Raw genomic sequence first — 22,799 nt, 5'->3', positions numbered from 1 at the left:
TTTCATGGCGAAAGGCCAAGGAAAAGTTCTAGCAATTAATAAAAAAGCAAACCATGATTATGCGATTGAAGAGACAATAGAAGCAGGCATCGTGCTGCAAGGAACGGAAATCAAATCGATCCGAAACGGCAAAGTCCAGCTTCGCGACGCATTCGTCTTGATCCGCAACAATGAAGCATGGATTTCCAACATGCATATCAGTCCGTACGAACAAGGAAATCAATTCAACCACGACCCATTGCGTTCGCGGAAACTGCTGCTTCATAAGAAACAGATTGCAACGCTAGTCGGGCAAGTGAAGCAGGAAGGTTACACAATTGTGCCGCTAAAGATGTACTTGAAAGACGGCTTCGCGAAAGTATTGATCGGCGTTGGTAAAGGGAAGAAGCTGTATGATAAACGCGACGATCTGAAGAAGAAAGAAGCGAAACGCGACATGGAACGTGCCTTCAAAGCGAAACAGCAATATTGATTTTTACGTAAAAATGTAGTATGATACTAGTAGTGATATAGTTCAGAAGCCTTTCAACAGGCATTCCTGACATCCCTTTAAAGGTGTAACAACCTTTTATAACGGGGACGTTACGGATTCGACAGGGGTGGTCTGGGCTTGAGCTGCGCGTCGGAGGGATCGTCTCCGTCAGAAACGACAGTTAATAATAACTGGCAAAACAAACAACAACTTAGCATTCGCAGCGTAAGCTGATGAATCTGCCTAGCAGTTCCATCGCCCATGTGGCATTGTTAGGCTCACCTATTAGTGGGATACGGTAACGGTCGCCTCCTGAGGCCGTTGCAAGAGATTATCAGGATAGCGCTCAAGACGCCTTGATTGACGGCATAATGCAGTGCGAATCGCAAGTAGTCAATCTACACGCGTAGACGCTGAAGTAGCAGAGCCTTTGGACGCGGGTTCGACTCCCGCCGTCTCCATACTAAGCCCGTAAGCCTTGATGCTACGGGCTTTAATTTTAAGTATAACTTTGCCGCACTGGCAAGGATATACTTAAATTTATTTTTGGCAAGAAATATACTAAATTGGTTATTATCAAGTGAAGGAACATGAAATATCAAGAAGTTATGGTAGTAAAAATTGTTTTTCTATGACTAAAATTGAATCTGTGACGTAAAGCTAAGTTTTCCAAATGGAAAGCTTATGCTTTATTTTTTTATGGAAATCTTATGGTTGTTTTAAGGAATACTATGGCGTTATTTTTTATCCTTGATAAACACGTTATTCAACAAACGGGTCAGGTTGTTGAATAACAATTTTAAAGAAAAGTTGGTATTGTGAATACAAGTGTTATAAACAGGAGTAAAATTAGCTCGTAAATAAGAAAACTATCAAAGCCAAATCTCAACAATTGAGAACGGAGGACCCAATCTTTTGGGGTTAATTCTGCATTGCAGATAGGATGATATATATACTCTTTCGCCATCCTAACCCGTCGGCTAATGCGAAGGAGGTCATAAAATAGACCGCCTTATTCAAGTATTCTTTTTGTCGTTTACTGTAAAATTTAAATCGGTCTTTTCACGTTCATAAAACTTTATTAATTATTTTAGAATAAGAAATAACCTCGACGGTAAAACATACCTAAGCTTGGAACAAGTGTATGGGTAAATATACTTTTAACTTAATTTTAGGAGAGAGTTATGAAAAAATTCAAAGAGAGCCTTAATCCATCGAAAGTACTTGTTATGGTTTTTTTCCATTTTAATCCTAATAGGAGCTTTTTTATTGACTCTCCTGATAGCGACAGAGGATGGTAAAGGACTTCCATTCCTAGATGCGTTATTTACAGCTACTTCTGCTATATTTTGTTTACGTTATAAGTTATTCAATAGAAAAATTAAAGGTTTTGCCTTTTTGAATTTGCATCCGTCAAAGGATCAATATTAATATTGTATTTTATTTTAATGTCCATCTTCTCAAACATTTCAATCCATTTTTTTTCTTCCATTGGTTTTGAGAATGGTCTTTTTGTTTGTATGCCAAGCTGTAATGGATCCACTTTCAATTCTTGGATCTTTTTAATTAGTTCATGTGTTTGTTTTTCAAGGTGGGTTTCGATATCTTTTTTCATATTTTCTAACTCCTTTGGGTCAAATAATTGCTTCTCTCCCCGGTATTCCTCAATCCTAGTGTCTATATTCACGGTATAGGTCATTGTAGAATAGCTGCTATCGATATCTACTATTATTTTAGATCTAACATGACCCAGTACAATTTCAAATTTTTGAATCGGTAAAACAGCTAAGTAGTGATCGTTGTTTATCAGCTGGAAGATACGATCATCTAAAGATGAAATAGTTTCAACTAGCTTGTCATCTTTAAACAAGGCTGTACCTTCATAGTTGACCCCATCCTCTTCTATTTTGAATACAGGCAAGAAAGGATCTGAATAAGGAGTATAGAGCAAATTTTTAAATTGATGAAGATTAACGACAGTTAATTCTCCTTGGTTTTTTTCCTCATAATGCTTCAGCATTCGGTAAAACGAGTAATCAAAGTTTTCATCTTTGTCCAATTGACTTTCCAAGTATTCATCAAAATTTCCTTTTACGATAACTAAATAGATTCTCGGAGAAATATCCGGATCAGTCAATAATACATTTATAATGGACATAATCCCGTCTTTTCCAAGTTCATCACTAATTACCAGCATCCGCATTTGTCCGGATTTAATTTCCTGGTAGAAGTTTAAGTTGTACTTCTGTACTCCCTCCTTTAATAAGCTGACTTCTTGTGACATAACAAACTTATTTTCTTTACTTAGAGGAGGCATAATTGTACTGACTTTTAATTTCCCTTTATCCCCCTTACTAATTGACAAAAAGGTAACGGGAGAAATCTCTTCAATAAGGTTATTTTCGGTAAAAGGGGCACAGCCAGATAACCAAAATGTCATAAAAAGGATTATCAATCTTTTACATATCTTTTTATATAGACACATGTTTTTTAACCCCCTGTTCTTTTTTCATTACTAAAACAATAACAAGTGGAACAAGAAAATAGCTTATGCTTCCAGCTATAATTTGAAGATTAAGTAAAAAGTTCTCCTTCTCCCAGGGTTTCCAAAACAATTCATTCAAAAGAACCATTCCGATAAAAATAAGGATTACACTGAATAATAAACCTTTTCCACTGGACGGCTTGCTCATTTTACCAAAAGCTATTTTAGATGCTCCATAAAACAATAGTAGAAATAGAGAAACCGCAAAAACTAAGTTAAATAATTCAAAGGAAAGCATGATCATATCAATTCGTTCAAACACTGGGTTTTGAAAATAACGGGTCATATTAATAATTGGATATTGACTTTTACTTAAATAATTGGAACCGAAAAAAAGTAGGGATGCTATAAATAGGAATACATACTCTACAACGGTGAGAGCGTTGCCGTAAGATAAATAGCGAAAGGTTTTATTGTTTGTTTTAAGCCATGGTCCCATAAATACCAGAAATTCTGGGCCAGAATAGGAAGACAAAATTAAAAAAAAAGCTTTCCAATTTTCTACTTTCCACTCCATTGGAATAAGTGGATACAAATCACTGAGTTGAGCTATTGGAGGAAAGAAGAAAAAAATGAAAAATGTGATCATCCAAAATGTACAGAAAAAAGAAATCAACACAAAACGAATGGTATGTTCAATGCCCTTACCTGCGACATAAAAACAGAACAACAAAATAAAAAAGACAAGAAAATTTGTATCTGTTGATGGAAGTATAAATGTTTGAACAATTTCGCTGAATCCTAAGGTTATGACGGAAAGTTTAAGTAGAATAAAGAACAACCCGATGAAAGAGAGAAATCGCACCAATTTTTTCCCGAACAATTGGACAAATCCATTATATCCATTGCTAGATAACCGGGTTAAAAGCCACTTCGATAAAAGAAGAAGGTTTAGTTGGGATAATATCCCGACAGCTATAAGCACCCAAATCATATATGGATTGATCAAGATGTTTGGCATAATCAGAAAAAAGTATAGCATTTGGAGGCGATTTACCAACAACATGGCATAGAGCCCATTATAAGTTTCATTTTTTTTAAATAATTGGTGGGTTTCCATCAAGTCATCTCCTAGTTTTATATCTCTTCAGTTTTAGAGGTTTAAGATGCTCTGGACGCTCCAACATTTTGTCTAATGGCCCTCGTATGAATAAGTCAATCCAATCCTTTCCAAAGAAAGGGGAAACTGGTGAAAAATAGGGTTGCTTGATTGAAGACAAGCTATTAAGATGGGCTAAAATAGCAATGCTTCCTAGTGCAATCCCAATTATCCCAAGTAAAGAAGAAAAAACTAGAAGCATCAATTGAATTAATGAATTTGCTTTTGTCATAAGGTAGTTGGGAATAAGAAAGGAAGCTATCGTGGAGATCCCAACCATGACAATTAATACTTTGCTAGCGAATCCAGCCTCAACAGCTGCTTGACCAATCACAATACCACCAATAACCCCAAGTGTTTGACCTGTTTTTGTAGGCATTCTTAAACTTGCTTCTTTTATGATTTCAATAAAAATTAACATGATAAATGCTTCCCAAAAAGGAGTAAAAGGAAGCTTGCTCCTTGAGTCGACCAAGACCAGAAGTGTTTGCATAGGAATCATTTGATAGTGATGAGTTGTCAATGCCACATAGAAAGGAATCAATGTGATTGACAGAATGAAACTGATATATCGGAGGATTCGCAAAAAACTGGAAACTACCCATCGATTAATATAGTCCTCGGGTGATTGGAACAAATGGAAAAAAGTAATGGGTGCAACAAGAGCAAATGGGGTATTGTCTACCAGAAGGGTGATCTTTCCTAATCCCAGAGAATAAGCAACTACATCAGGCCGGTCAGTTTGCTGAAACTGAGGAAAAATACTGTTTTGATGTTCCTCCATGAATACCGCAACTTGAGAGGAGTCAAAGAAGAGATCAAAATTAATTTCAGAAATCTTCTCTTTGACTGTTGAAACAAAATCTGGATTAGTCAGCCCCTCTATGTACATTAAAACAACACTTGTCTCACTCATAGAACCGACAGTAAACTTCTCTGCTTTCAGTTCATGTATGGGGAGTCGTCTTCGAATAAGCGTAATATTTTGTTCTACTTGTTCACTAAAGCTGTCTTTTGCTCCGAACAGGATGGTTTCTGTTTCAGATGTTTCAATGGCACGTCCAATAGGATTTTGTAATGGCACAGCTAACCAAAGGTTTTGCGAAGAATCAAATAACAAAATGGACCCTGAAAACAACTGTTTTTTTGCCTCTATAAAAATAGGAATGTGAATAATTGAGGAATTCACAATGCAATCTTGAATAGACGGTTTGGAACAATTAGTTAAAGGATTTATAATGCTTTCATTTAATTTTTCTGTGTCAATGAGAGTTCGTATGTAAACAAGATGAATTTTTCGAATATCGGAAATGTCAATTTCCACAAATTCTGCATCATCCATTTGAACGAGGCTTTTTTTCAGAGCTTCTATCGATAATTCTGATTCAGCTATTGATTGAGCAGCAAGCTTACTTTCAATTTGTTTTTTTTTCCAAAACATGTACATCCCAGCCCTCTAGTCTTACTTAAATATTCATACACATTATTAGCAAATTAATATTAAAATATACATAACACGTAGAGGAGCATAACGACCCAAGAATTGTTAACCATACATATGCCAAAAATAAAATAATTATCTAAAACGATACCAAAAGTTAAAGGTAAACCCAATTCAATCAATCTAATACTTATAATTTGAGTGGATATAAAAATCAAATACGTTGAAAGGGTTGATATTACTGTACTGGCAAAAATATCGCTAAGTAAACGGCGAAGAAATAATTAAAATCACAAGTAGAAGTACAAATCCTCTTCATGGAGGATTTGTACTTCTTTTTTTGTCCATCTGTTCTTTGAAGGAAGTGTTATTTGTAATATGGGCTGTTTAGCAGTTAGGGAATTAAGAGTCCTGTACTGCACAGAACCCTCGGATACTCCTATTGGAGTTCCCGAGGGTTCAGAATTTTACTATGGCGTTATGAAAATCTGCGTAACTTATTGTTGCATTTTACCTGCAGTATAACCGCCATCCACTGCAAGTGTTACACCGCTAATTGATTTTGCAAGATCTGAGCATAGGAATACGACAGCATTTGCTTGATCTTCAGCGGTAGACATTCTTCCAGCTGGAAGTGATTTGAGTACGCCTTCGTATTGTTCTGGAGATGTTTTTGCCCAAGATTCAATTGCAGGTGTAATCGTTGCACCAGGTGCAATCGAATTAATGGTAATGCCTTTTTGACCATATTCCAATGCAACTGATTTCGTTAAACCAGCAATTGCATGTTTAGATGCTGTATAAGGGGCCATGTTTGGTGATCCTTCAATACCAGCACCTGAAGCCGTATTGACAATTGCACCGCCGCCAGTTTTCAACATTGCATTGACTTGGTGCTTGATGCAGTAAAAAGTACCATACAGATTTACTTTTAGTGTAATATCCCAGTCTTTAGAATCCATTTCTCCAATTGGTTTAAGACCTTTGTTGATACCTGCATTGTTATGTGCAAAGTCAAGCTTGCCAAATGTTTCAACTGTTTTATTGACAAGTGCGATTACTTGCTCTTCATCACTTACGTCACATTTGAAAAATGCTGCTTCGCCGCCGTTATCTTTGATGATTTGTACAGTTTCTTGTCCTGCTTGTTCGCTTACGTCAGAAATCATTACCTTTGCGCCTGCTTTTGCCAATGCAACTGCAGCTGCTCTACCGATTCCAGACCCTGATGCTGTGACTAATCCTGCTTTACCTTCCATAATTCCTACCATGAAAAACACTCCTTTTTTTTGAAATACAATATGAAAAATTTATCTTATTAATAAGCTAAACTAAATAACCCATTGATATGTGTTAAATAACGAACGTTACTCGCTTCCTTCATTAAAGAAGCAGGTAAACCTTTAAGTGCTATATTGTTAGCTCCGATTGAAGCCACACCGTCTTTACGACCAAGGCTTGCCAATGTACCGGAGTTTGTTGGATCAAATGCTTCTAACGTTTTTCCTTGTAAATACGCATATAGGTTATATCCTACAAGTTCACCCATTTGCCAAGCATTTTGTGCAGTAGGAGCATATGGACGACCACCTTCAGAAGGGAAGGCAACCGCACTGTCACCTACAACGAATACATCTGGATGTGAGCTTGATTGAAGAAACTCATTAACCGTAGCACGACCGCGATCTACTGCAAGTTCTGATTCACCAACCAATGGATTACCCGCTACTCCGCCCGTCCAGACAAATGTATTTGCTACAATTGTACGGCCATCTTTCAACGAGATTTCATTACCACTCACATTTGTTACAGGTAGTCCCATTAAGAATTCTACCCCACGTGCTTCTAGGCTTGCGGTTGCGCGCTCTATTAAATGATCTGGTAATACTGGCAATACTTTTGGACCGGCTTCAACAAGTTTGATTTTCAATTCTTTTGGATCGACACCAAAACCTTTTGCAATTTTGGGCATATGGTCAATAATTTCCCCGACTAATTCGATACCGGTTAAGCCGCCACCACCGATTACAATGGTAGCGTCAGCTTCATTTTTAGATTTTGCGTATTCACTAATTTTACCTACGATATGATTGTAGATTTTAGTAGCATCATTTACTGATTTTAACACCATGCTATTTTCTTCAAGCCCTGGTATACCAAAGTAAGCTGTTACACTGCCTAATGCGACCACAAGTGCATCATATTTTACAATTGAACCATCAGAAACCTTTACCTCTTTATTGTCGACTGAGAAAGACTCGACCTTTGCTATTTTTAGGTCGATATCTTTTCCTTTGAAAAGCTTTTCTAAAGGTATCGAAACGGCCTCTTCAGAGATTGTCCCACCTGCAAGTCGATGCAATTCAGTAATAATCTGGTGTGTTGGATATTGATTGATAACAGTAATTGTAGCGTCATCACTTGATAAATAGTTGCGGACAGTTAGAGCAGTTAGAAGACCACCATATCCTGCGCCTAAAATTACAATGCGTTTTGACATTTTGTTATCCCCTTTCTTATCGTCTTGGAGTAGAAGAATTATCTTCTGTTCTCACGTTCAGCTGCTACTTGCAAATATGAATTCACAAAACGGAAAAGCTTTTGTGCCTGTGGATCTTTCATCATTTTCAGAAGACCAAAAAGACCAATCACTTCGTTGCTATCCTCGGCACGGTCTTTGGCTTCGATCATTGTAGCTGCAATATTTTTTACAGAGTCTTTTACCGGTTCGCCTATTTCTTTTATGAAACCAAATGTATCATTTACTAATACATCATCGGTTGCAACAGATTGAGCAAAATCATAGGACTTATTCAAAATGGTGAGAAGCTCGGTTAGTTTCGGCAATTGCTCTACTAAAGCTGTTAATGACTCTTGTACTTCAGGTTTTAATAGTTGATCAAGAACATCTAGTTTTTCTTGATTTGAAGGTACATTCACGAGTTCTTCAGCAGGATTTGTTGCATTATTCTGTGCTGTCATTTGCTATTCCCCTTTACTTTATTATTAAAATTAAACTGATCCTTACATCAGCAATAAATCAAATTACTGTTGAAATATAACGGAAGAAAACCTCTACTAAGTTTTCCATTGAACAATATACGCCCATCTTCAAGTAAAATCAAACATATTATTTGATGTCTAACTATTAAGCATGTAAAACAACCAAAAGTATATGCATTCTTCAATTTCTAATGGATTATGCGCCTCTTTAATTTACTAGCTGAAAGAGGCTGCTTTTATGGAGAAAGGGAGGTATGGACGTTATTTTTCATAAAATGGACAATAAGTAAAAAAAAATATTTGTCATGCAAGTATTTGAGATTGTAATTTGCACTCAAATTTTATAGAATAACAAACATAGTTCAATTAGAGTACTTTAATTAAACTATAATTCGTAAAAATTGAGATGTAGAGAGGAAATAGTAAATGAAATTTAGAGAGTTTTTAAAAGGTAAAGGTGCGACCTCCGCAATATTTATGGGGGTTTTATATGCAGTTTGTATGTTAGGGATCTTTTTGCCAGGTTACACGGCAATTCCAGGAAATATCGATCAACTACCAATTGCTATTATTAATGATGACGAAGGAGAATTTGGGGGGCAAGTTGCAGAGAGCCTAGAAGAACAACTCCCATTCGAGAAAATAACAACAGATATTTCGAATAAAGTAGCTTTAGAAGACTTAGAAGATAACGAATTAGCTTTAGTTATTCATATTCCAAAAACGTTTTCAGCTGATTTGAAAAATAGTGATGTATCATCAAGCATTGAGTTCACTCTCAATGAAGCTGGAGCAACAGTTGTAGCCTCTTCCATGAATCAAGTTGTTTCTCAAATTAATGCGCAATTAAGTGCACAATTCTCACAGCAAACAGCAGAAGGCATCTTAATGAACTTTAACGTGCCTGAAGAGCAAGCAAAAGAAATAGCGAAGACAATTGAAAACAGCTATGTAGGGAATATTGTTACAATCAATGACATTCCAGATGGTATGCATAATAATATGCTACCCATGTTCTTAACGATGGCCTTGTATGTAGGGGCAATGATTGCAGCAATGCAATTAGTGGGAGCGTTTAAAGCGAATCGCGGGAAAGCTACGAAAACACGTTTATTCATCTACGTGCAATTAACAGCTATCCTCGTTGGATTAATTGCTGGTTTAGTATCCACAATAATCGTGATGGGGATTAATGATTTAAGCGGGGATTTATTCCTGCAGATTTTGGGGCAACAAATCCTTAATTATTGGGTAAGCTTTAACTTCACGGCAACTGTCATCTTCTTGTTTGGAGAAGCAGGAATGGTTCTAAATATCCCAATCTTATTAGTTCAGACACTTGCAAATGGAGCAGTCATTCCACGTGATATGATGTATGCGCCTTATAATTGGGCAAGTCACATTTCACCGATGTATTACTCGGTACAAGCTTATTTTGCGAATCTTTTTGGTAGCACAAGTGTAAGCCCTTATCTGTTAGGATTAGCTATAGTTGGACTAGTCGCGATGGCACTTAACATTGTTATCGTTTGGATCTTACACAAGCCAATGCCAATAGAGAAGTCAATAGAATCTGCAAATGTTTAAAATCTGCTGAAGTAAATGATTGGTTTTGATAGAATAGAACTAATGATTACCGAAGGAGCTGAAATAATGGCGATTCAAATTTTCATTCTGACTAAGCTTATGGAAGAAAATAATTACCCTTATAAATTGAAAAAACAAATCGCAGAATTACAGCCTCTAGAGACGATCAATGGTTTGACTGAAAGCAAGTTGTATTACCATTTTGAATCATTAGCAAAGCAAGGCTTCATTGAGGTAAAAGAAATCATTAAAGAAGAGCATCGACCAGATAAACAAGTATTTGCAATTACTGAAAAAGGTCAGGAAGTCTTACCGAAAAAGATTTATAAACTCTTTGAAAATGCAAATTCAATCGGGGATATGGTGATTGGTTTAGCCAATTTGAAATATGTGGATCGTGATAAAGTCGTCGGTATATTAGAGAAAAAGGTAAACGGCATAAAAACGAATTGGGACAAGATGTCCAAATTCGAGGGACGACATTTTATTGAGCCCGGACAAGAAATATTAGCTGACTTTATTGGCGATTATGCGAACTATAGAATAAATTCCTCCATACAGTACTTTGAAAGATTAATTAAACATATTCAAAAAGAGGAAATATAGGAAGTATGGGGCGTCTCCATAGACTTTATTCAACAAATAAAGGTTAGAGGTATACTTCACTATAGAATGTACATTATATTTGTTGAATAGTATCTCGTGAAGCCGAGATAAGAAAAGTAGGTGAACATAATGGGGAAATATCAATTGGATAACAAAGGTAAATCAGCCGTGACTAAATATCATGAAAAAAACAAGCCTGCTCAATTTGATAAAAAGCAGCAACTGGAAAAAATACGTGCGGAGTATTTGAAGAAAAAGCAAAAACAAACAGATAAATAATATGAATGAAAACATAGGAAGACTAAGATCTCCCTATGTTTTTTCTTTTTCCAAGTTCTCTTGTTTAAATTTAATTAAATCATAGAAGCTAGGCTGTTTTTTGGATTGGGCATTAAAAAGAAATAGAAGAGGGACCTTCTATTTCTTATAGGGAATATTCAACAATTCAGGAACAGTGACAAACTCGTACCCTTGCTCTTGCAGTGCCGGAATTATTTGGCGAAGCGATTTGATGGTATTCGTTCGATCTCCACTCGATTCTGCGCCATCGTGCATGAGAATGATTGAGCCTGGTTGAATGTTGTCTACTACTTTGGAAGTAATAACTTCCGGCGGGTCTTCTTGCCAATCCAAGGAATCCACCGACCATCCAATTACGTAATTGTTCATTTTACCAAGCTTTTCGACGAGTTCATTGTATAAGAAGCCATATGGTGGCCTAAATAATTTTGTCCGGTAACCAATAATGCCGTTAAGGGCATCTTCCGTTCTAGCCACCTCCCGCTTAAGAGTTTGGAGGTCGGACTCTTTGACAAGGTTCGGATGGGAATACGTATGGTTTCCGATTACATGTCCCTCGTTTTGCATTCGCTTGACAATATCAGGATTAGCAACGGCTTTTGAACCTAACACGAAGAATGTTGCTGGTACATTGTACTGTTTCAATACATCTAATACATCATTTGAAAAGCGTGGGTCAGGACTATCATCAAAAGTTAAAGTAACTCGTTTTTAATCGGTAGGATCTTGTAAGAAAAATATAGCCGGATACCGCTGCTGTAAAATTCGTAGGTCAACAGGCTGCTGAATTTTCCGACCAGAATTATCAGTTCCTCCGTCAGGGTCAGGCAAATCTTCTTCCTGGTCATCTTGTATGACTGCTTTCGACTTTTCCTACGCTATATATACCAAGGGCTCGTCATTCGCATAAACAGATGCATACAAAATAAAAACCCCGTCACCAACAACCACTTCAATATTCGAAGTTGCATCCCTTCATCTCCTTTTTTTATTCCATAACAGAGACTATTTATTGTCATCATTGTTATGATCAACTGAAATGGGTTATTTATTCAGAGAGAAATGAACGTGCCTCTAATTTGAAATGGCAGTTAATAAACAAACAACAACCTAGCATTAGCAACGTAAGCTGATGAATCTGCCTAGCAGTTCCATCGCTCATGAAACGTGTGCGCGAATCGCAAATCGTCAATCTTCACGCGTAGACGTTGAAGTACACAGAGCCTTGAAGCGAGGATTCTCCATAATTTATGGAAAACAGTAAAGATAAGAAGCATAAATTCTCTTATTGGGGATTTGTGCTTCTTTTTTGTGCAGACATTTGAGACTGTTCGAGAATCACTGATAAGAAAAAGCCATCCCCTCCACATGCCGGAGAGAATGACTTTCCTTAAAACAACTCATTATAGTTTTGCCCAACGTTCCTCTAACCAGTTCATAAATTGTTCACCCTTGTCACCTTCATACGCATCAAAGACATCTAAACGCATACGTTTTAGCTTATCCGCAAAGTCTGCCACTGTATGGTCCTTCGGCAAGCTCTTTCTCACCCGTAGGAAAATTTTGTCCGTGTCTTTAATAATATCAAAACGTGCAGGTGACGGCTTCTCTACGTCTTCACCAAACGCCACAAGTGCTTCATAGGCTGCTAATTGCACCTTGTTGACAGTATCATACTTCATACGATTTTTTAATAAATCAATGACTTTATCATGTTGATAAGCCGATAGTATTTCGACTGCGTCTAATCGATCTCGCCAGCTAGACGTATAATTGGCCTGTTTTTTTAACGTTTCATATTGCTCAGGTAATGCTGTTTCAAACTGTTTCAAGTAAAAGCACCTCTTTTTTAAACTAGAGGAAAAATGAATTCTTCTCTGCCTCATTTATTATACGTTGTCTAGGTGAAAATAGCGATGAATGGCTTGTAAGGCGATTCATAAATTAGCGAGTGCCTGGTACTTGAATTTTTGAATTTCGAATGGTTTCAGAAAGTTGCACCGTGAAATACCACTCTTTTTGGGGACGTTAAGGATTCGACAGGGGGCTGGGCTAGAGCTTCGCGTCTGAGGGCTCGACTCCCTCAGAAACGGCAGTTAATATAACTTTTAAAACAAACAACAACCTAGCATTCGCAGCGTAAGCTGTTGATCTGCCTAGCAGTTCCATCGCCCATGTAGCATTGTTAGGCTCACCTATTAGTGTGGGATACGGTAACGGTCGCCTCCTGAGGCCGTTGCAAGTGATTATCAGGATAGCGCTCAAGACGCCTTGATTGACGGCATAATGCAGTGCGAATCGCAAGTAGTCAATCTACACGCGTAGACGCTGAAGTAGCAGAGCCTTTGGACGTGGGTTCGACTCCCACCGTCTCCATAAGATAAGAATAATAGATTAAATTCATTGATATTCAAGTTTTTTTCTTTTGGAGTATGCCAATATCCTTTATTAGTTTTTAAATGTTTTTAACTGAATATGTAATATTATTTTGCGTTAACTCAATTTTATTTCTTATTGGAATTTATTTGTTATGATTCTATAGACATATGAGTTTCCAAAATGTACTATTAATGAAAAGTGATTGACAGTTTAATTAGTTTATTGTTTTATTCTATGCTATGAAAATTGTTATCACTTAGATAAATAGATTGGAGGAAAACTAGAATGATTAGTATTGAAAAGCTTGTAATAAAAAACTATAGAAAATTACAAGATGAGGTAATTACTCTAGACAATCATTTAACAGCAGTAGTAGGTTCTAATAACTCTGGTAAAACATCTTTAGTAGAATTATTATCTAATACTTTTAGAGAGCGAAAAGATTATATAAATATAGATGACTTGAATAGTAAAACACGTTTAGAGAATGATGAAAAAATAGAAGGAATTATTAATGATAATAATTTGAGTATTGATGATAAGAAAGATAAGTTACACAAGATACATAAAGAACTAAAAAAAATTAAAATAGGTGTAGCAACTAAATATGATGATGAAAGTGATGATCTTGAATATTTTTCAAGATATTTATCAGATATAGATATTAATAAAAAAAATTTTTATTTTCTAATTGAATATGAATATACCCCTGCTAAAGAAAAGGACATATTAGATATATTGAATGGTGAAAGAGACTTTAGAGAAATATTTTCAGAATTGCAATCAAACATTTATTACTGTAACGAGGATTTTAAAAATAAAATCAGTATTCCTGATAAATCGAATTTCTATGATCTATTTAATTACCATTGTGTGTACGCGATTAGAAGACTTGCTGATACTTCAGATGATAAGCAAAATTTTTTAAGTAAACATTTGCTGAAAACTGTACAGAACAATAGTGTTTGGAAAGAAAGTTTAAAAGTTCTGATAAATAGCATAAATACATTATTGAATCAACAAAAGTTATCGAATGAGATTGATGCGATAACACTAAAACATATCAAGAAAACTCTCCATAGTTTTTCAAAAACAAATGGAGGAAATACTGGAAATCTAGGAATAGACTTTAGACTGGAAAATAAGGATATAGAAAAGGTCCTCCTTGATTTTATACATATTTACTTTGAACAAGATGAAGGTTTAAAAGTAAAGGAACAAAAACAAGGCCTTGGCTATAGTAATCTGATCTATTTATTATTAGAAGCACAAATTTTTAGTGAAAAAATTGATCCTAGAAAAGTGAATTTACTAATTTTTGAAGAGCCTGAGGCACACCTTCACCCCCAGATGGAAAATATTTTCATTAGATATATTAATATCATTGCGAACGGCTCTGAAATAAAAGTTGAAGAAGTCGAAGGCGATGTAGAAGAAGGAGAAGTTCAAAAAGCAGCAGCAACAACAGAAATAATAGGAGGAGTGGAAGTATCTGAAGAAGAGTCAAAAGCAAAGTCAAAAGCAGAAGTAGCTACTGCGGCTGCGGAATCTTTAAGCACTTCTACAGCAATTGTTTTAGTAGAAGATATTGTTGCAAATGAAGAGAAAAGTGTACCTTTCCAAATGTTAATCACAAGTCATTCGAGTGAGATGACAAAAACAATTGGATTAAATAATATCCGTGTATTTAGATCTAAAGGGCATACAGAATCAAAAGTGTACGACTTAAATCATTTTATAAATATCCCAACAATAAATAAAGAGTTTTATCAAAAGTTCTTTCAGTTCAATATGGTTGAAATGGTTTTTGCAGATAAATTAATTTTATTTGAAGGAGATGCAGAAAGATTATTATTTAAGTATTTAATTTCAAATATTAAAGATTTTGAAGACTTATCAACTCAGTATATTTCATATATTCAAGTTGGTGGTGCATATGCCTATCAATACTTAGACTTAATACAGTATTTAGAGATTAAAACTTTAATTTTCACAGATATTGACTATGAATACTCAAAAGAAGACATTAATTTGGAAACGGACGTTCTTACTAAGGATATAATTAACCGTTCCACAACTAATGACACTATCAAGAAATTTACGGGAGAATCCATTATCGCTAATATCTTTAAAAAAAATACCGAAAAAAGTGGTATGTTCTTAGAGGACACTAGCGTTTGTTTGAAATTTCAAACAGACCTTGATGGGTATGCACGCACCTTAGAAGATGCAATATTAAACAAGCTCTTGAATTTCAAAACCGTTTTTGACAAGATCTCCAAAGCTGATTTTCAATTATTAATTGATAATAATAAGCTATTATTACCTAATACTAGTAAAAGTGAAACATCATTAAGAGATAGAATTGATAAATTAAAAAACAAAACGGATTTCATGTATTCATTAATTGAAACTGAAAGTATTGAGGAAGCAATCCCTAATTATATCGAGGAGGGATTAAATTGGTTGAAGGATTAAATATAAATAAACAATTCACTCTTGTTAATGCTCCTGCTGGTAGTGGAAAAACAACTGCTCTTTCTAAAACAGTAAACAAACTTCTTCAAACGCCTCAAAAAAGAATACTATGTATAACTTATACTAATAGAGCAGCCAATCAGTTAATAGAAAAAATTGACAACGACAAAGTTGAAGTAAGTACTATTCATTCATTTATCAGTAAGTTCATGAGACCCTTTTTTAAAATCGAACCAGTTATCGAGTATTTTGTAGAGTTTTATGAAAATGATATTAGAAGTCTATTAGGAAGTGATGATGAGAGAGATAGAATTAAATTACAGAGATTTAAAGATAAATTTAATTTAGAGGAGGATTGTGAGGTAACACTACAAACTATTAAAGAAAATATCTCTGAATTAGAATATGGGGAGACACAATTCACATCAGTTCTATATGGTAGACTGTCTCATGATGATTTATTAATATTTGCAAATAAAGTATGTCATGAGTTCCCGAAACTCAGTAAAGTAATCTCACAGAGATATTCGTACATTTTTATAGACGAATATCAGGATACACAATCAGAAGTCTTGGAGCTGTTTTATCATTCGTGTATAGGTAGTGAGACAAAATTGATACTTCTAGGTGATGAAATGCAACAAATCTATAATGAAAGAGTCGAAGGATTTCAATCAATAATAGAAGACAATTTTGTTAGAAATTACTCATTAAAGTTTAATTGGCGCTCCCAAGGGAATATTGTAAAGCTATTAAATAATCTATACTTTGATTCTTCGTATCAACAAATCCCTAAAATTATGGATGAAGAGAAACCAAAGCTGTATATAGTAGATGATTTAGGTACAGAAATAAGTGAGGGTAATTTACAGTTAGTTTTATATAATAGTGATTTGTTTAAAGCAATAGGCGCCTATAATTTGTATGTTGCATATAATGAGAGGTATAAATTATTCGATAAACACAACACGAAAGAGATATTATTAGATATGTCCATGGATAATCCAGATGATTTAATTGTTCTTTTAATATTTATAACAAATATTAGTGATCTCTTTGATAATAAACAATACAATCGAATAATTGGCGAAATTAGAAATTACAAGTTTTCAAATAAGGAAATATGGAAGATTAAGAACCATAAAGATAAAATAAAAATAGCTCAGTATCTAAATCAATTGAGTAATGAATTAAAAAAGGATTTAACAATCGAAGAATTGTTGAATTTTTTGCGCGGAAATGAAATTATATACAAATCACATATCGATATGATTATTAGTCAGATAGATGAAAATGAAGAATTTAAAAATAAAATTAACTCAGTGAAGTTTGAAGAATTTATTCACTGTTATATAGAATCTAAAAGTCCGGAATTCTCAACCCAACACGCAGTTAAAGGTGAGGGTTATGATAATGTTGCTTTAAAGATCTCGGATGGTAATAATCCAAATGTAAAAATGTATTTCTTTTTGGATTTAATTTCAAGAGATTTATTTGATTATCTTGAATTAACTTCTATGCAGAAAGAAATTAATGAAAATATTAATGCACTTAGTGAAACTACAATGAAAAGAATATCTGAGATAAAAGCAGCCGATTATAAAAATTCTGAGAAACAATGCGAGGTGTGTTACTTAAATATTAAAAAAGTTCTTGTTAATAACGAAGAATTATTTAATGCTTTTTTTGTTGATATATTCTCGAAATACGAGGAGAAACCAAACCTTTCAAATTTTTTGAAATGTATTAGATTAGTAAGAAGAATAGAAGGGGCATTATTAGCTTATAAGTTATTTTATGTTGGCTGTTCTCGTGCCAAAAGAAAATTGAGTGTATATGTTGAGAAAAGTAATATTCATAGCTTTGAACAAGAGTTCATTTCAAAAATGGTGAATTTGAATTTTGAAGTTGTAACTTAGAATAGCCAGGCACGCAAACAAATCCGAATTCATTCCAAAAAAGTGTGACTTTAAGTAAATCTTTGTCTCTAAGACAAAGATTTACTTAATTTTATTTTCAGGAGAAGCTATACTAAAAATAGGTTTTTATGTTAAGTGCCACGAAATTACTGCAAGGGAGGAAGGATTATAATGATACGTTTTGAAAGTGATTATGCTGAAGGTGCTCATATACAAATTCTGAATCGGCTACTGAAAACCAATGAGGAACAGACACCTGGCTATGGCGTGGATGACTATTGTGAAAGGGCTAGAGGGTATATTCGAAAAGCGTGTGATATGGAGAATGCAGATGTACACTTCTTAGTTGGCGGAACACAAGCAAATACTACAATTATTTCTTCCATCTTGCGTCCGCATCAAGGAGCGGTTTCTGCGATTACGGGTCATATTGCAGGACATGAAACGGGAGCAATTGAAGCGACTGGACATAAAGTGCTTACGTTGCCGAGTGATGATGGGAAGATTACAGCAACACAAGTAAAAGAGTTATATGATACTCATTGGAATGATGCCACTCATGAACATATGGTGCAGCCAGGTTTGGTTTACATATCTCATCCTTCCGAGAATGGGACGACTTATAGTAAATCCGAATTGGAGGAATTAAGCAAGGTTTGCCGGGAATGTGGTTTGCCCTTATTTATGGATGGTGCTCGTTTAGGATATGGTCTCGCTGCAAAAGACAACGATCTATCTCTTATTGATATCGCAAGACTTTGTGATGTGTTCTATATCGGCGGAACGAAAGTTGGAGCGTTGTTTGGAGAAGCTGTTGTCATCACAAATGATGATCTTAAAAAAGACTTTCGGTATATGATCAAACAAAATGGAGGAATGCTCGCTAAGGGGCGTTTGTTAGGGATCCAGTTTGAAACCTTGTTTGAAGGTGGCTTATACTTTGAGATTTCTAAGCATGCTGTGGACTTGGCGATGATGATTCGAGAGGCGTTTGTTGAAAAAGGGTTTTCATTAAAATATGATTCCAAGACAAATCAACAGTTTCCTATTTTGCCGAATGACGTGGTGGATGAATTGAGCAAGAAGTATTCTTTTTCCTATTGGGAGAAAGTCGATGATACACAAAGTGTTGTGAGATTTTGTACGAGCTGGGCGACAAAAAAGGAAAATGTTGAGCAACTGATTGAGGATATTAAGAATATATAAAGACAAAAGTTGGAGAGTAGGTCAGATTCGATCTGACTAATGCTCCAACTATTTTTCATTTAATCGCGTTTGTTATGATAAATCAGTTGAACAACACCTGAAGAGAAAGTTTTAGTTTCAATTAATTTTAAATCTAGCTGTTTTTTAATGTCAGTAAACAATGCTTTTCCTTCACCTAAAACAACTGGATGAACAGACAACCTGAACTCATCAACAAGATCCAACTCAATGAAGGTTGTAATAAGGCTTGCCCCACCGTATAACCAGATATCCTTTCCAGGCTGGTTTTTTAGTTTATTCACTTCTTCGGCAATGTTTTTATTGATGTAGATTGTTTTGCTGTCAGTTCTGTTTTCATTTTTGGAAAATACATATTTATCTTTGCTGTGGACCAATCTCCACATTTCTTTTTCATCATCAGCGGCATTCGTTGGTGGATTAAATTCTCCCCACATATCATAACTTTTTCTTCCGTATAAAATGGTGTCAATCTGATGCAGGAAATCTGTAAATCCCATTTCAGCATCCATAATGCACCAATCTGTCTCGCCGTTTTTTCCTTCGATGAATCCATCTAGTGTCGTTGCTAAATCCAAAATGATTTTTCTTTGGCTTGTGCTGGACATTGTTTACCTCCTCTGACGATATTTGATAATGAAGCATTAATCGTATATCACATTTTTCCCTTCTTCAGTTAACTTTTGCAAAGATGTAAGCATATGATTTATCTGTTCATCGGAATGTCTTTCCCATGAGCCTAATTCGGCTACTATTTTCAATGGAGATGTTGACCGATAGGAGCGTGTGGGGTTTCCGGGAAATCGCTTGTCCGTTAAGTTCGGATCGTTTTCAAAATCACCTAACGGTTCCACGATATAAATTCTCTCCTTTTCATTGGATTTTGCTAATTCAGCACCCCATTTAGCAGCCTCTAATGTTGCAGTAAAATAGATATGGTTAGATTTTTTATCCTGATAATTGGAGAAGTGTAAAGGTTCAAGAAGATCTCCAATTTCCAGTTTTGCTTTCGTGCCATGAAAGAACGGACCTGGATCTAAGCTATTTTTATTGTCATTCATACAATTGCCCCCTTTTGCATTTTGACTTGCGTAGTACAGTATAAGGCAGTAATGGCGGGAAAAGTAGTCTATAAATGATCAGCAGATGATGGTATACTATAAGTAGAGAATAAGATGTGAATACTATCAATCCGTTAGAGAGTGCGTAAAGGAGAAGGGCAGCCAATGCTGCTCTTCTTTTCTTTTTTTCTATAGAAAAAATACAAATAGAAGCTCTCCATGACAAATCTGCGTTAGGGGTTGGTAGATTTTTCATGTAGTAATTCATTTAGGTTTCTTCTTCCCAATATGCTAAACTTGTTGTCCGAAAGGCAATCAAGAAGGTGGAATACATATGGGAAGAATTGAACATAAACAGCAACAGAACCGATTGAATAGAGAGAAGAAATGGTCAAACATAAAGAAACCTTTCCGAATACTATTATTCGTATTGCTACTTGTAGTCCTTTGTGGATTGGTCATGGTGAATCACCTAATTTCATCAAGTGATGTGAGTAAACTAGAAGAACCTGAACCGAGACCGACGTTTATTTACGATCAAAACGGAGAGATCGTTAGTAAAATTTCAATTTCCAACATTGAAGGAGTTCGTCTAGACCAAATACCAAATGAGTTGATAGAAGCAGTAATTTCTGTTGAGGATCAACAGTTTTATAAACATCATGGAATTAATTATTTCGGGATTGCGCGGGCATTTACTCAAAACCTGTTAAAAGGTGAGGTTGTGGCTGGTGGAAGTACGATCACTCAGCAACTAACAAAAAATATATTTTTAACCCAGGATCGTACATATTCTCGTAAATTCAAAGAATTACTTATCGCGAGGAAAATTGAGAGAACTTATTCTAAAGATGACATACTGGAACGCTACTTGAATCAAATTTACTTTGGCGAAGGAGCATGGGGTGTTCAACGGGCTGCGCAAATCTATTTTGGAAAAGATGTTAGCGAGTTAACGTTAAGTGAATCTGCTACATTAGCGGGATTAATTAAAGCACCTTCCCATTTATCTCCTTATAAAGACATGGAAAAGTCGGTGGAACGCCGCAACATTGTTTTATCGTTAATGAAAAGTGAAAAGTATATTAGTCAAGCAGAGTTCGATGAAGCGGTCGGACAAGAAATTGTGTTAGCCGATTCAACAATGACGGATTATAAAGGGAAATATCCATATTATATTGACTATATTATTGACGAGGCGGTCGACAAGTACAAGATTTCGAAAAACGAAGTGCTGTATGGAGGATTACATATATATACAGCGTTAAATCCTGTCATCCAAGATGCCCTTGAAGAAGTGTATCAGGATGATCGTTATTTTCCGAAGAGCAAGCCGGATCAACTCATTCAAAGCGGTTCGGTCTTCTTGAATCCTAAAACGGGTGGAATTAGTGCCTTGATCGGGGGCAGAGGAGAATATACGTATGGACGCTTTAATAATGCGACCGAGCTCGTTAGACAACCGGGATCATCCTTGAAACCACTTGTCTACACTGCGGCATTGGAGCAAGGCTATCATATTTCGGATTTGCTCGTTGACGAACCAATTAACATTAATGGATATTCTCCGCAAAATTTCGATCATAAGTTTAGAGGGCAAGTGACAATGTACGATGCAGTCACCCAATCGTATAATATCCCTCCCGTCTGGCTGCTACATAACATCGGAATTGAAATTGGCGTGCGGACCGTAGAGCGTTTCGGAATCCCATTGGAAGAAAACGACCATAATCTTGGCCTGGCATTAGGGGGCTTGCACAAAGGAACTTCACCCCTGCGAATGGCTCAAGCTTTCTCTGCATTTGCGAATGATGGGGTTATGATGGAAGCCCATGCTATTGTAGAAATAAAAGATTCAGAAGGCAAAGTCATTGGAAAATGGCGTGAACAATCAGTAGAAGTAACAGAAGCGGAAGTTGCTCAGCAAATGACCTATATGCTGCAAGGTGCTGTCGAAGTTGGTACGGCCAAGAAAGCTCAACTTTCAGGGATGGAAGTTGCCGGTAAAACAGGCACCACCCAGCTGCCATTCACGGGTGTAGATGGATCGAAGGATCATTGGTTCGTCGGCTATACACCGGACATCGTAGGTGCGGTTTGGCTAGGCTATGATAAAACCGATCCTGAACATCACTTAACGTCGACTAGTAGTTTCACAGCCCCACCAATTTTCGGGCAAGTCCTATTAAGGTCAATGAGTGAATATCCTACGAAGGAATTTGATTTACCGTTAATCGCTAAAGATAAAAAAGAGCTTGAGAAACAGAAAGAAAAGTTGAGGGAGAAAGAACAAAAAGCGGAAAAAGAGAAAAGGAAACAGGAGAAGAAAAAAGAGAAAGAACGGGAAAAAAGAGAGAAGAAAGCCAAGAAGGAAAGAGAGAAAGAAAGGAAAAAGAAAGAAAAGGAGAAACGGGAAAAAGAGATGGGGAAAGAAATAGAAGATAGCCTTGACCGATTGAAGAAGTGGATACAAGAATGATAAAGCAAAATGCAAAAAAGGATATTGAGAAGTTGGTCTTGTTTAAGGATCTACATGATTTCGATGCAAAGGAAACCAGTTCTGATTAAAAATGATCAGAACTGGTTTTTTCTTGAAATCGGAGTAAATCGATTTCATTATCATCAATGAAAAACTGGGGAGCCAATTTGATGTTGGGGAGATAGGATAGAGGGCATTGTCCCGTT

At 35.8% G+C, this 22,799-nt stretch carries 17 protein-coding genes, 2 other RNA genes, 2 pseudogenes and 1 riboswitch; of the genes and pseudogenes, 11 read left to right on the top strand and 10 right to left on the bottom strand.

Going from position 1 to position 22,799, the window contains the following annotated elements; all coding sequences use genetic code 11:
* The first annotated feature begins 4 nt into the window (after nt 1-4).
* From smpB to ACR65H_RS10950, 3 genes and pseudogenes are all read left to right on the top strand, one after another.
* The gene (smpB, locus tag ACR65H_RS10960) at nt 5-472 is read left to right on the top strand and encodes an SsrA-binding protein SmpB (protein ID WP_440500287.1); all 468 of its coding nucleotides are present in this window, start codon (nt 5-7) and stop codon (nt 470-472) included.
* A gap of 103 nt (nt 473-575) precedes the next feature.
* Nucleotides 576-936, top strand: a transfer-messenger RNA (tmRNA) gene (gene ssrA / locus ACR65H_RS10955).
* Nucleotides 937-1,340: 404 nt separating this feature from the next.
* Nucleotides 1,341-1,480, top strand: a riboswitch (cyclic di-AMP (ydaO/yuaA leader).
* Nucleotides 1,481-1,656: 176 nt separating this feature from the next.
* A pseudogene (locus tag ACR65H_RS10950) lies at nt 1,657-1,816 on the top strand (Trk family potassium uptake protein); the annotation flags it as partial.
* A gap of 37 nt (nt 1,817-1,853) precedes the next feature.
* On the opposite strand, the gene ACR65H_RS10945 reads toward ACR65H_RS10950, so the two are convergent.
* From ACR65H_RS10945 to ACR65H_RS10920, 6 genes are all read right to left on the bottom strand, one after another.
* On the bottom strand, nt 1,854-2,957 hold the full coding sequence (locus ACR65H_RS10945) for a Ger(x)C family spore germination protein (protein WP_440500286.1): 1,104 nt from the start codon (nt 2,955-2,957) through the stop codon (nt 1,854-1,856).
* Entirely contained in the window at nt 2,944-4,077 is a 1,134-nt protein-coding gene (locus ACR65H_RS10940) for a GerAB/ArcD/ProY family transporter (RefSeq protein ID WP_440500284.1), read from the bottom strand. Before ACR65H_RS10940 ends, ACR65H_RS10945 begins: the two co-directional genes overlap by 14 nt.
* Before the next feature lie 4 nt (nt 4,078-4,081).
* The gene (locus tag ACR65H_RS10935; RefSeq protein ID WP_440500282.1) at nt 4,082-5,557 is read right to left on the bottom strand and encodes a spore germination protein; all 1,476 of its coding nucleotides are present in this window, start codon (nt 5,555-5,557) and stop codon (nt 4,082-4,084) included.
* A 497-nt stretch (nt 5,558-6,054) separates the two neighbouring features.
* On the bottom strand, nt 6,055-6,828 hold the full coding sequence (locus ACR65H_RS10930; protein ID WP_440500281.1) for an SDR family NAD(P)-dependent oxidoreductase: 774 nt from the start codon (nt 6,826-6,828) through the stop codon (nt 6,055-6,057).
* Nucleotides 6,829-6,875: 47 nt separating this feature from the next.
* Complete coding sequence (locus tag ACR65H_RS10925) at nt 6,876-8,057, bottom strand: NAD(P)/FAD-dependent oxidoreductase (RefSeq protein ID WP_440500278.1); 1,182 nt, start codon at nt 8,055-8,057, stop codon at nt 6,876-6,878.
* Nucleotides 8,058-8,095: 38 nt separating this feature from the next.
* Nucleotides 8,096-8,539: a helical membrane plugin domain-containing protein gene (locus tag ACR65H_RS10920; RefSeq protein WP_440500277.1), complete on the bottom strand. Its 444-nt coding sequence runs from the start codon at nt 8,537-8,539 to the stop codon at nt 8,096-8,098.
* Between the two features lie 447 nt (nt 8,540-8,986).
* On the opposite strand from ACR65H_RS10920, the gene ACR65H_RS10915 reads away from it, so the two are divergent.
* The 3 genes from ACR65H_RS10915 (at nt 8,987) to ACR65H_RS10905 (ending at nt 11,032) form a co-directional block, all read left to right on the top strand.
* Nucleotides 8,987-10,147, top strand: coding sequence for a YhgE/Pip domain-containing protein (locus ACR65H_RS10915; RefSeq protein WP_440500276.1), 1,161 nt, complete (start codon nt 8,987-8,989; stop codon nt 10,145-10,147).
* A gap of 66 nt (nt 10,148-10,213) precedes the next feature.
* A complete protein-coding gene (locus tag ACR65H_RS10910; RefSeq protein ID WP_440500274.1) occupies nt 10,214-10,753 on the top strand; it encodes a PadR family transcriptional regulator in 540 nt (179 codons plus the stop codon).
* A gap of 129 nt (nt 10,754-10,882) precedes the next feature.
* On the top strand, nt 10,883-11,032 hold the full coding sequence (locus tag ACR65H_RS10905) for a hypothetical protein (RefSeq protein ID WP_440500272.1): 150 nt from the start codon (nt 10,883-10,885) through the stop codon (nt 11,030-11,032).
* A 138-nt stretch (nt 11,033-11,170) separates the two neighbouring features.
* Here the strand turns inward: ACR65H_RS10905 and ACR65H_RS10900 are convergent.
* Both ACR65H_RS10900 and ACR65H_RS10895 read right to left on the bottom strand, forming a co-directional pair.
* A pseudogene (locus tag ACR65H_RS10900) lies at nt 11,171-11,704 on the bottom strand (polysaccharide deacetylase family protein); the annotation flags it as partial.
* Between the two features lie 752 nt (nt 11,705-12,456).
* Nucleotides 12,457-12,885 carry a HEAT repeat domain-containing protein gene (locus ACR65H_RS10895; RefSeq protein ID WP_440500271.1) on the bottom strand — a complete coding sequence of 143 codons (429 nt, stop codon included), beginning with the start codon at nt 12,883-12,885 and terminating at the stop codon, nt 12,457-12,459.
* Nucleotides 12,886-13,074: 189 nt separating this feature from the next.
* On the opposite strand from ACR65H_RS10895, the gene ssrA (ACR65H_RS10890) reads away from it, so the two are divergent.
* The 4 genes from ssrA (ACR65H_RS10890) (at nt 13,075) to ACR65H_RS10875 (ending at nt 19,035) form a co-directional block, all read left to right on the top strand.
* Nucleotides 13,075-13,432: a transfer-messenger RNA gene (ssrA, locus tag ACR65H_RS10890) on the top strand.
* A 285-nt stretch (nt 13,433-13,717) separates the two neighbouring features.
* Nucleotides 13,718-15,910: an ATP-dependent nuclease gene (locus ACR65H_RS10885; protein WP_440500270.1), complete on the top strand. Its 2,193-nt coding sequence runs from the start codon at nt 13,718-13,720 to the stop codon at nt 15,908-15,910.
* Nucleotides 15,895-17,829 (top strand): UvrD-helicase domain-containing protein, encoded by a 1,935-nt coding sequence (locus tag ACR65H_RS10880; protein ID WP_440500269.1) that lies wholly within the window; start codon nt 15,895-15,897, stop codon nt 17,827-17,829. Before ACR65H_RS10885 ends, ACR65H_RS10880 begins: the two co-directional genes overlap by 16 nt.
* 171 nt (nt 17,830-18,000) lie before the next feature.
* Nucleotides 18,001-19,035, top strand: a complete 1,035-nt coding sequence (locus ACR65H_RS10875) for a threonine aldolase family protein (RefSeq protein WP_440500268.1) — start codon at nt 18,001-18,003, stop codon at nt 19,033-19,035.
* A 59-nt stretch (nt 19,036-19,094) separates the two neighbouring features.
* On the opposite strand, the gene ACR65H_RS10870 is transcribed toward ACR65H_RS10875, so the two are convergent.
* Complete coding sequence (locus ACR65H_RS10870; RefSeq protein ID WP_440500267.1) at nt 19,095-19,661, bottom strand: dihydrofolate reductase family protein; 567 nt, start codon at nt 19,659-19,661, stop codon at nt 19,095-19,097.
* 36 nt (nt 19,662-19,697) lie between these two features.
* Nucleotides 19,698-20,114 (bottom strand): NAD(+)--rifampin ADP-ribosyltransferase, encoded by a 417-nt coding sequence (gene arr / locus ACR65H_RS10865; RefSeq protein ID WP_440500266.1) that lies wholly within the window; start codon nt 20,112-20,114, stop codon nt 19,698-19,700.
* 334 nt (nt 20,115-20,448) lie between these two features.
* On the opposite strand from arr, the gene ACR65H_RS10860 reads away from it, so the two are divergent.
* Complete coding sequence (locus tag ACR65H_RS10860; RefSeq protein ID WP_440500265.1) at nt 20,449-22,593, top strand: transglycosylase domain-containing protein; 2,145 nt, start codon at nt 20,449-20,451, stop codon at nt 22,591-22,593.
* Nucleotides 22,594-22,799: the final 206 nt, after the last annotated feature.

It is taken from the genome of Sporosarcina sp. SAFN-015, assembly GCF_059415085.1.
The sequence above is the reverse complement of the archived record's forward strand: the minus strand, read 5'-3'. Positions and strand labels throughout refer to the sequence as shown.

Excerpts from the sequence above, each read along its gene's own strand:
- smpB (WP_440500287.1), top strand. The coding sequence starts at position 5 with ATGGCGAAAGGCCAAGGAAAAGTTCTAGCAATTAATAAAAAAGCAAAC.
- ACR65H_RS10945 (WP_440500286.1), bottom strand. The coding sequence starts at position 2,957 with ATGTGTCTATATAAAAAGATATGTAAAAGATTGATAATCCTTTTTATG.
- ACR65H_RS10940 (WP_440500284.1), bottom strand. The coding sequence starts at position 4,077 with ATGGAAACCCACCAATTATTTAAAAAAAATGAAACTTATAATGGGCTC.
- ACR65H_RS10935 (WP_440500282.1), bottom strand. The coding sequence starts at position 5,557 with ATGTTTTGGAAAAAAAAACAAATTGAAAGTAAGCTTGCTGCTCAATCA.
- ACR65H_RS10930 (WP_440500281.1), bottom strand. The coding sequence starts at position 6,828 with ATGGTAGGAATTATGGAAGGTAAAGCAGGATTAGTCACAGCATCAGGG.
- ACR65H_RS10925 (WP_440500278.1), bottom strand. The coding sequence starts at position 8,057 with ATGTCAAAACGCATTGTAATTTTAGGCGCAGGATATGGTGGTCTTCTA.
- ACR65H_RS10920 (WP_440500277.1), bottom strand. The coding sequence starts at position 8,539 with ATGACAGCACAGAATAATGCAACAAATCCTGCTGAAGAACTCGTGAAT.
- ACR65H_RS10915 (WP_440500276.1), top strand. The coding sequence starts at position 8,987 with ATGAAATTTAGAGAGTTTTTAAAAGGTAAAGGTGCGACCTCCGCAATA.
- ACR65H_RS10910 (WP_440500274.1), top strand. The coding sequence starts at position 10,214 with ATGGCGATTCAAATTTTCATTCTGACTAAGCTTATGGAAGAAAATAAT.
- ACR65H_RS10905 (WP_440500272.1), top strand. The coding sequence starts at position 10,883 with ATGGGGAAATATCAATTGGATAACAAAGGTAAATCAGCCGTGACTAAA.
- ACR65H_RS10885 (WP_440500270.1), top strand. The coding sequence starts at position 13,718 with ATGATTAGTATTGAAAAGCTTGTAATAAAAAACTATAGAAAATTACAA.
- ACR65H_RS10875 (WP_440500268.1), top strand. The coding sequence starts at position 18,001 with ATGATACGTTTTGAAAGTGATTATGCTGAAGGTGCTCATATACAAATT.
- ACR65H_RS10870 (WP_440500267.1), bottom strand. The coding sequence starts at position 19,661 with ATGTCCAGCACAAGCCAAAGAAAAATCATTTTGGATTTAGCAACGACA.
- arr (WP_440500266.1), bottom strand. The coding sequence starts at position 20,114 with ATGAATGACAATAAAAATAGCTTAGATCCAGGTCCGTTCTTTCATGGC.
- ACR65H_RS10860 (WP_440500265.1), top strand. The coding sequence starts at position 20,449 with ATGGGAAGAATTGAACATAAACAGCAACAGAACCGATTGAATAGAGAG.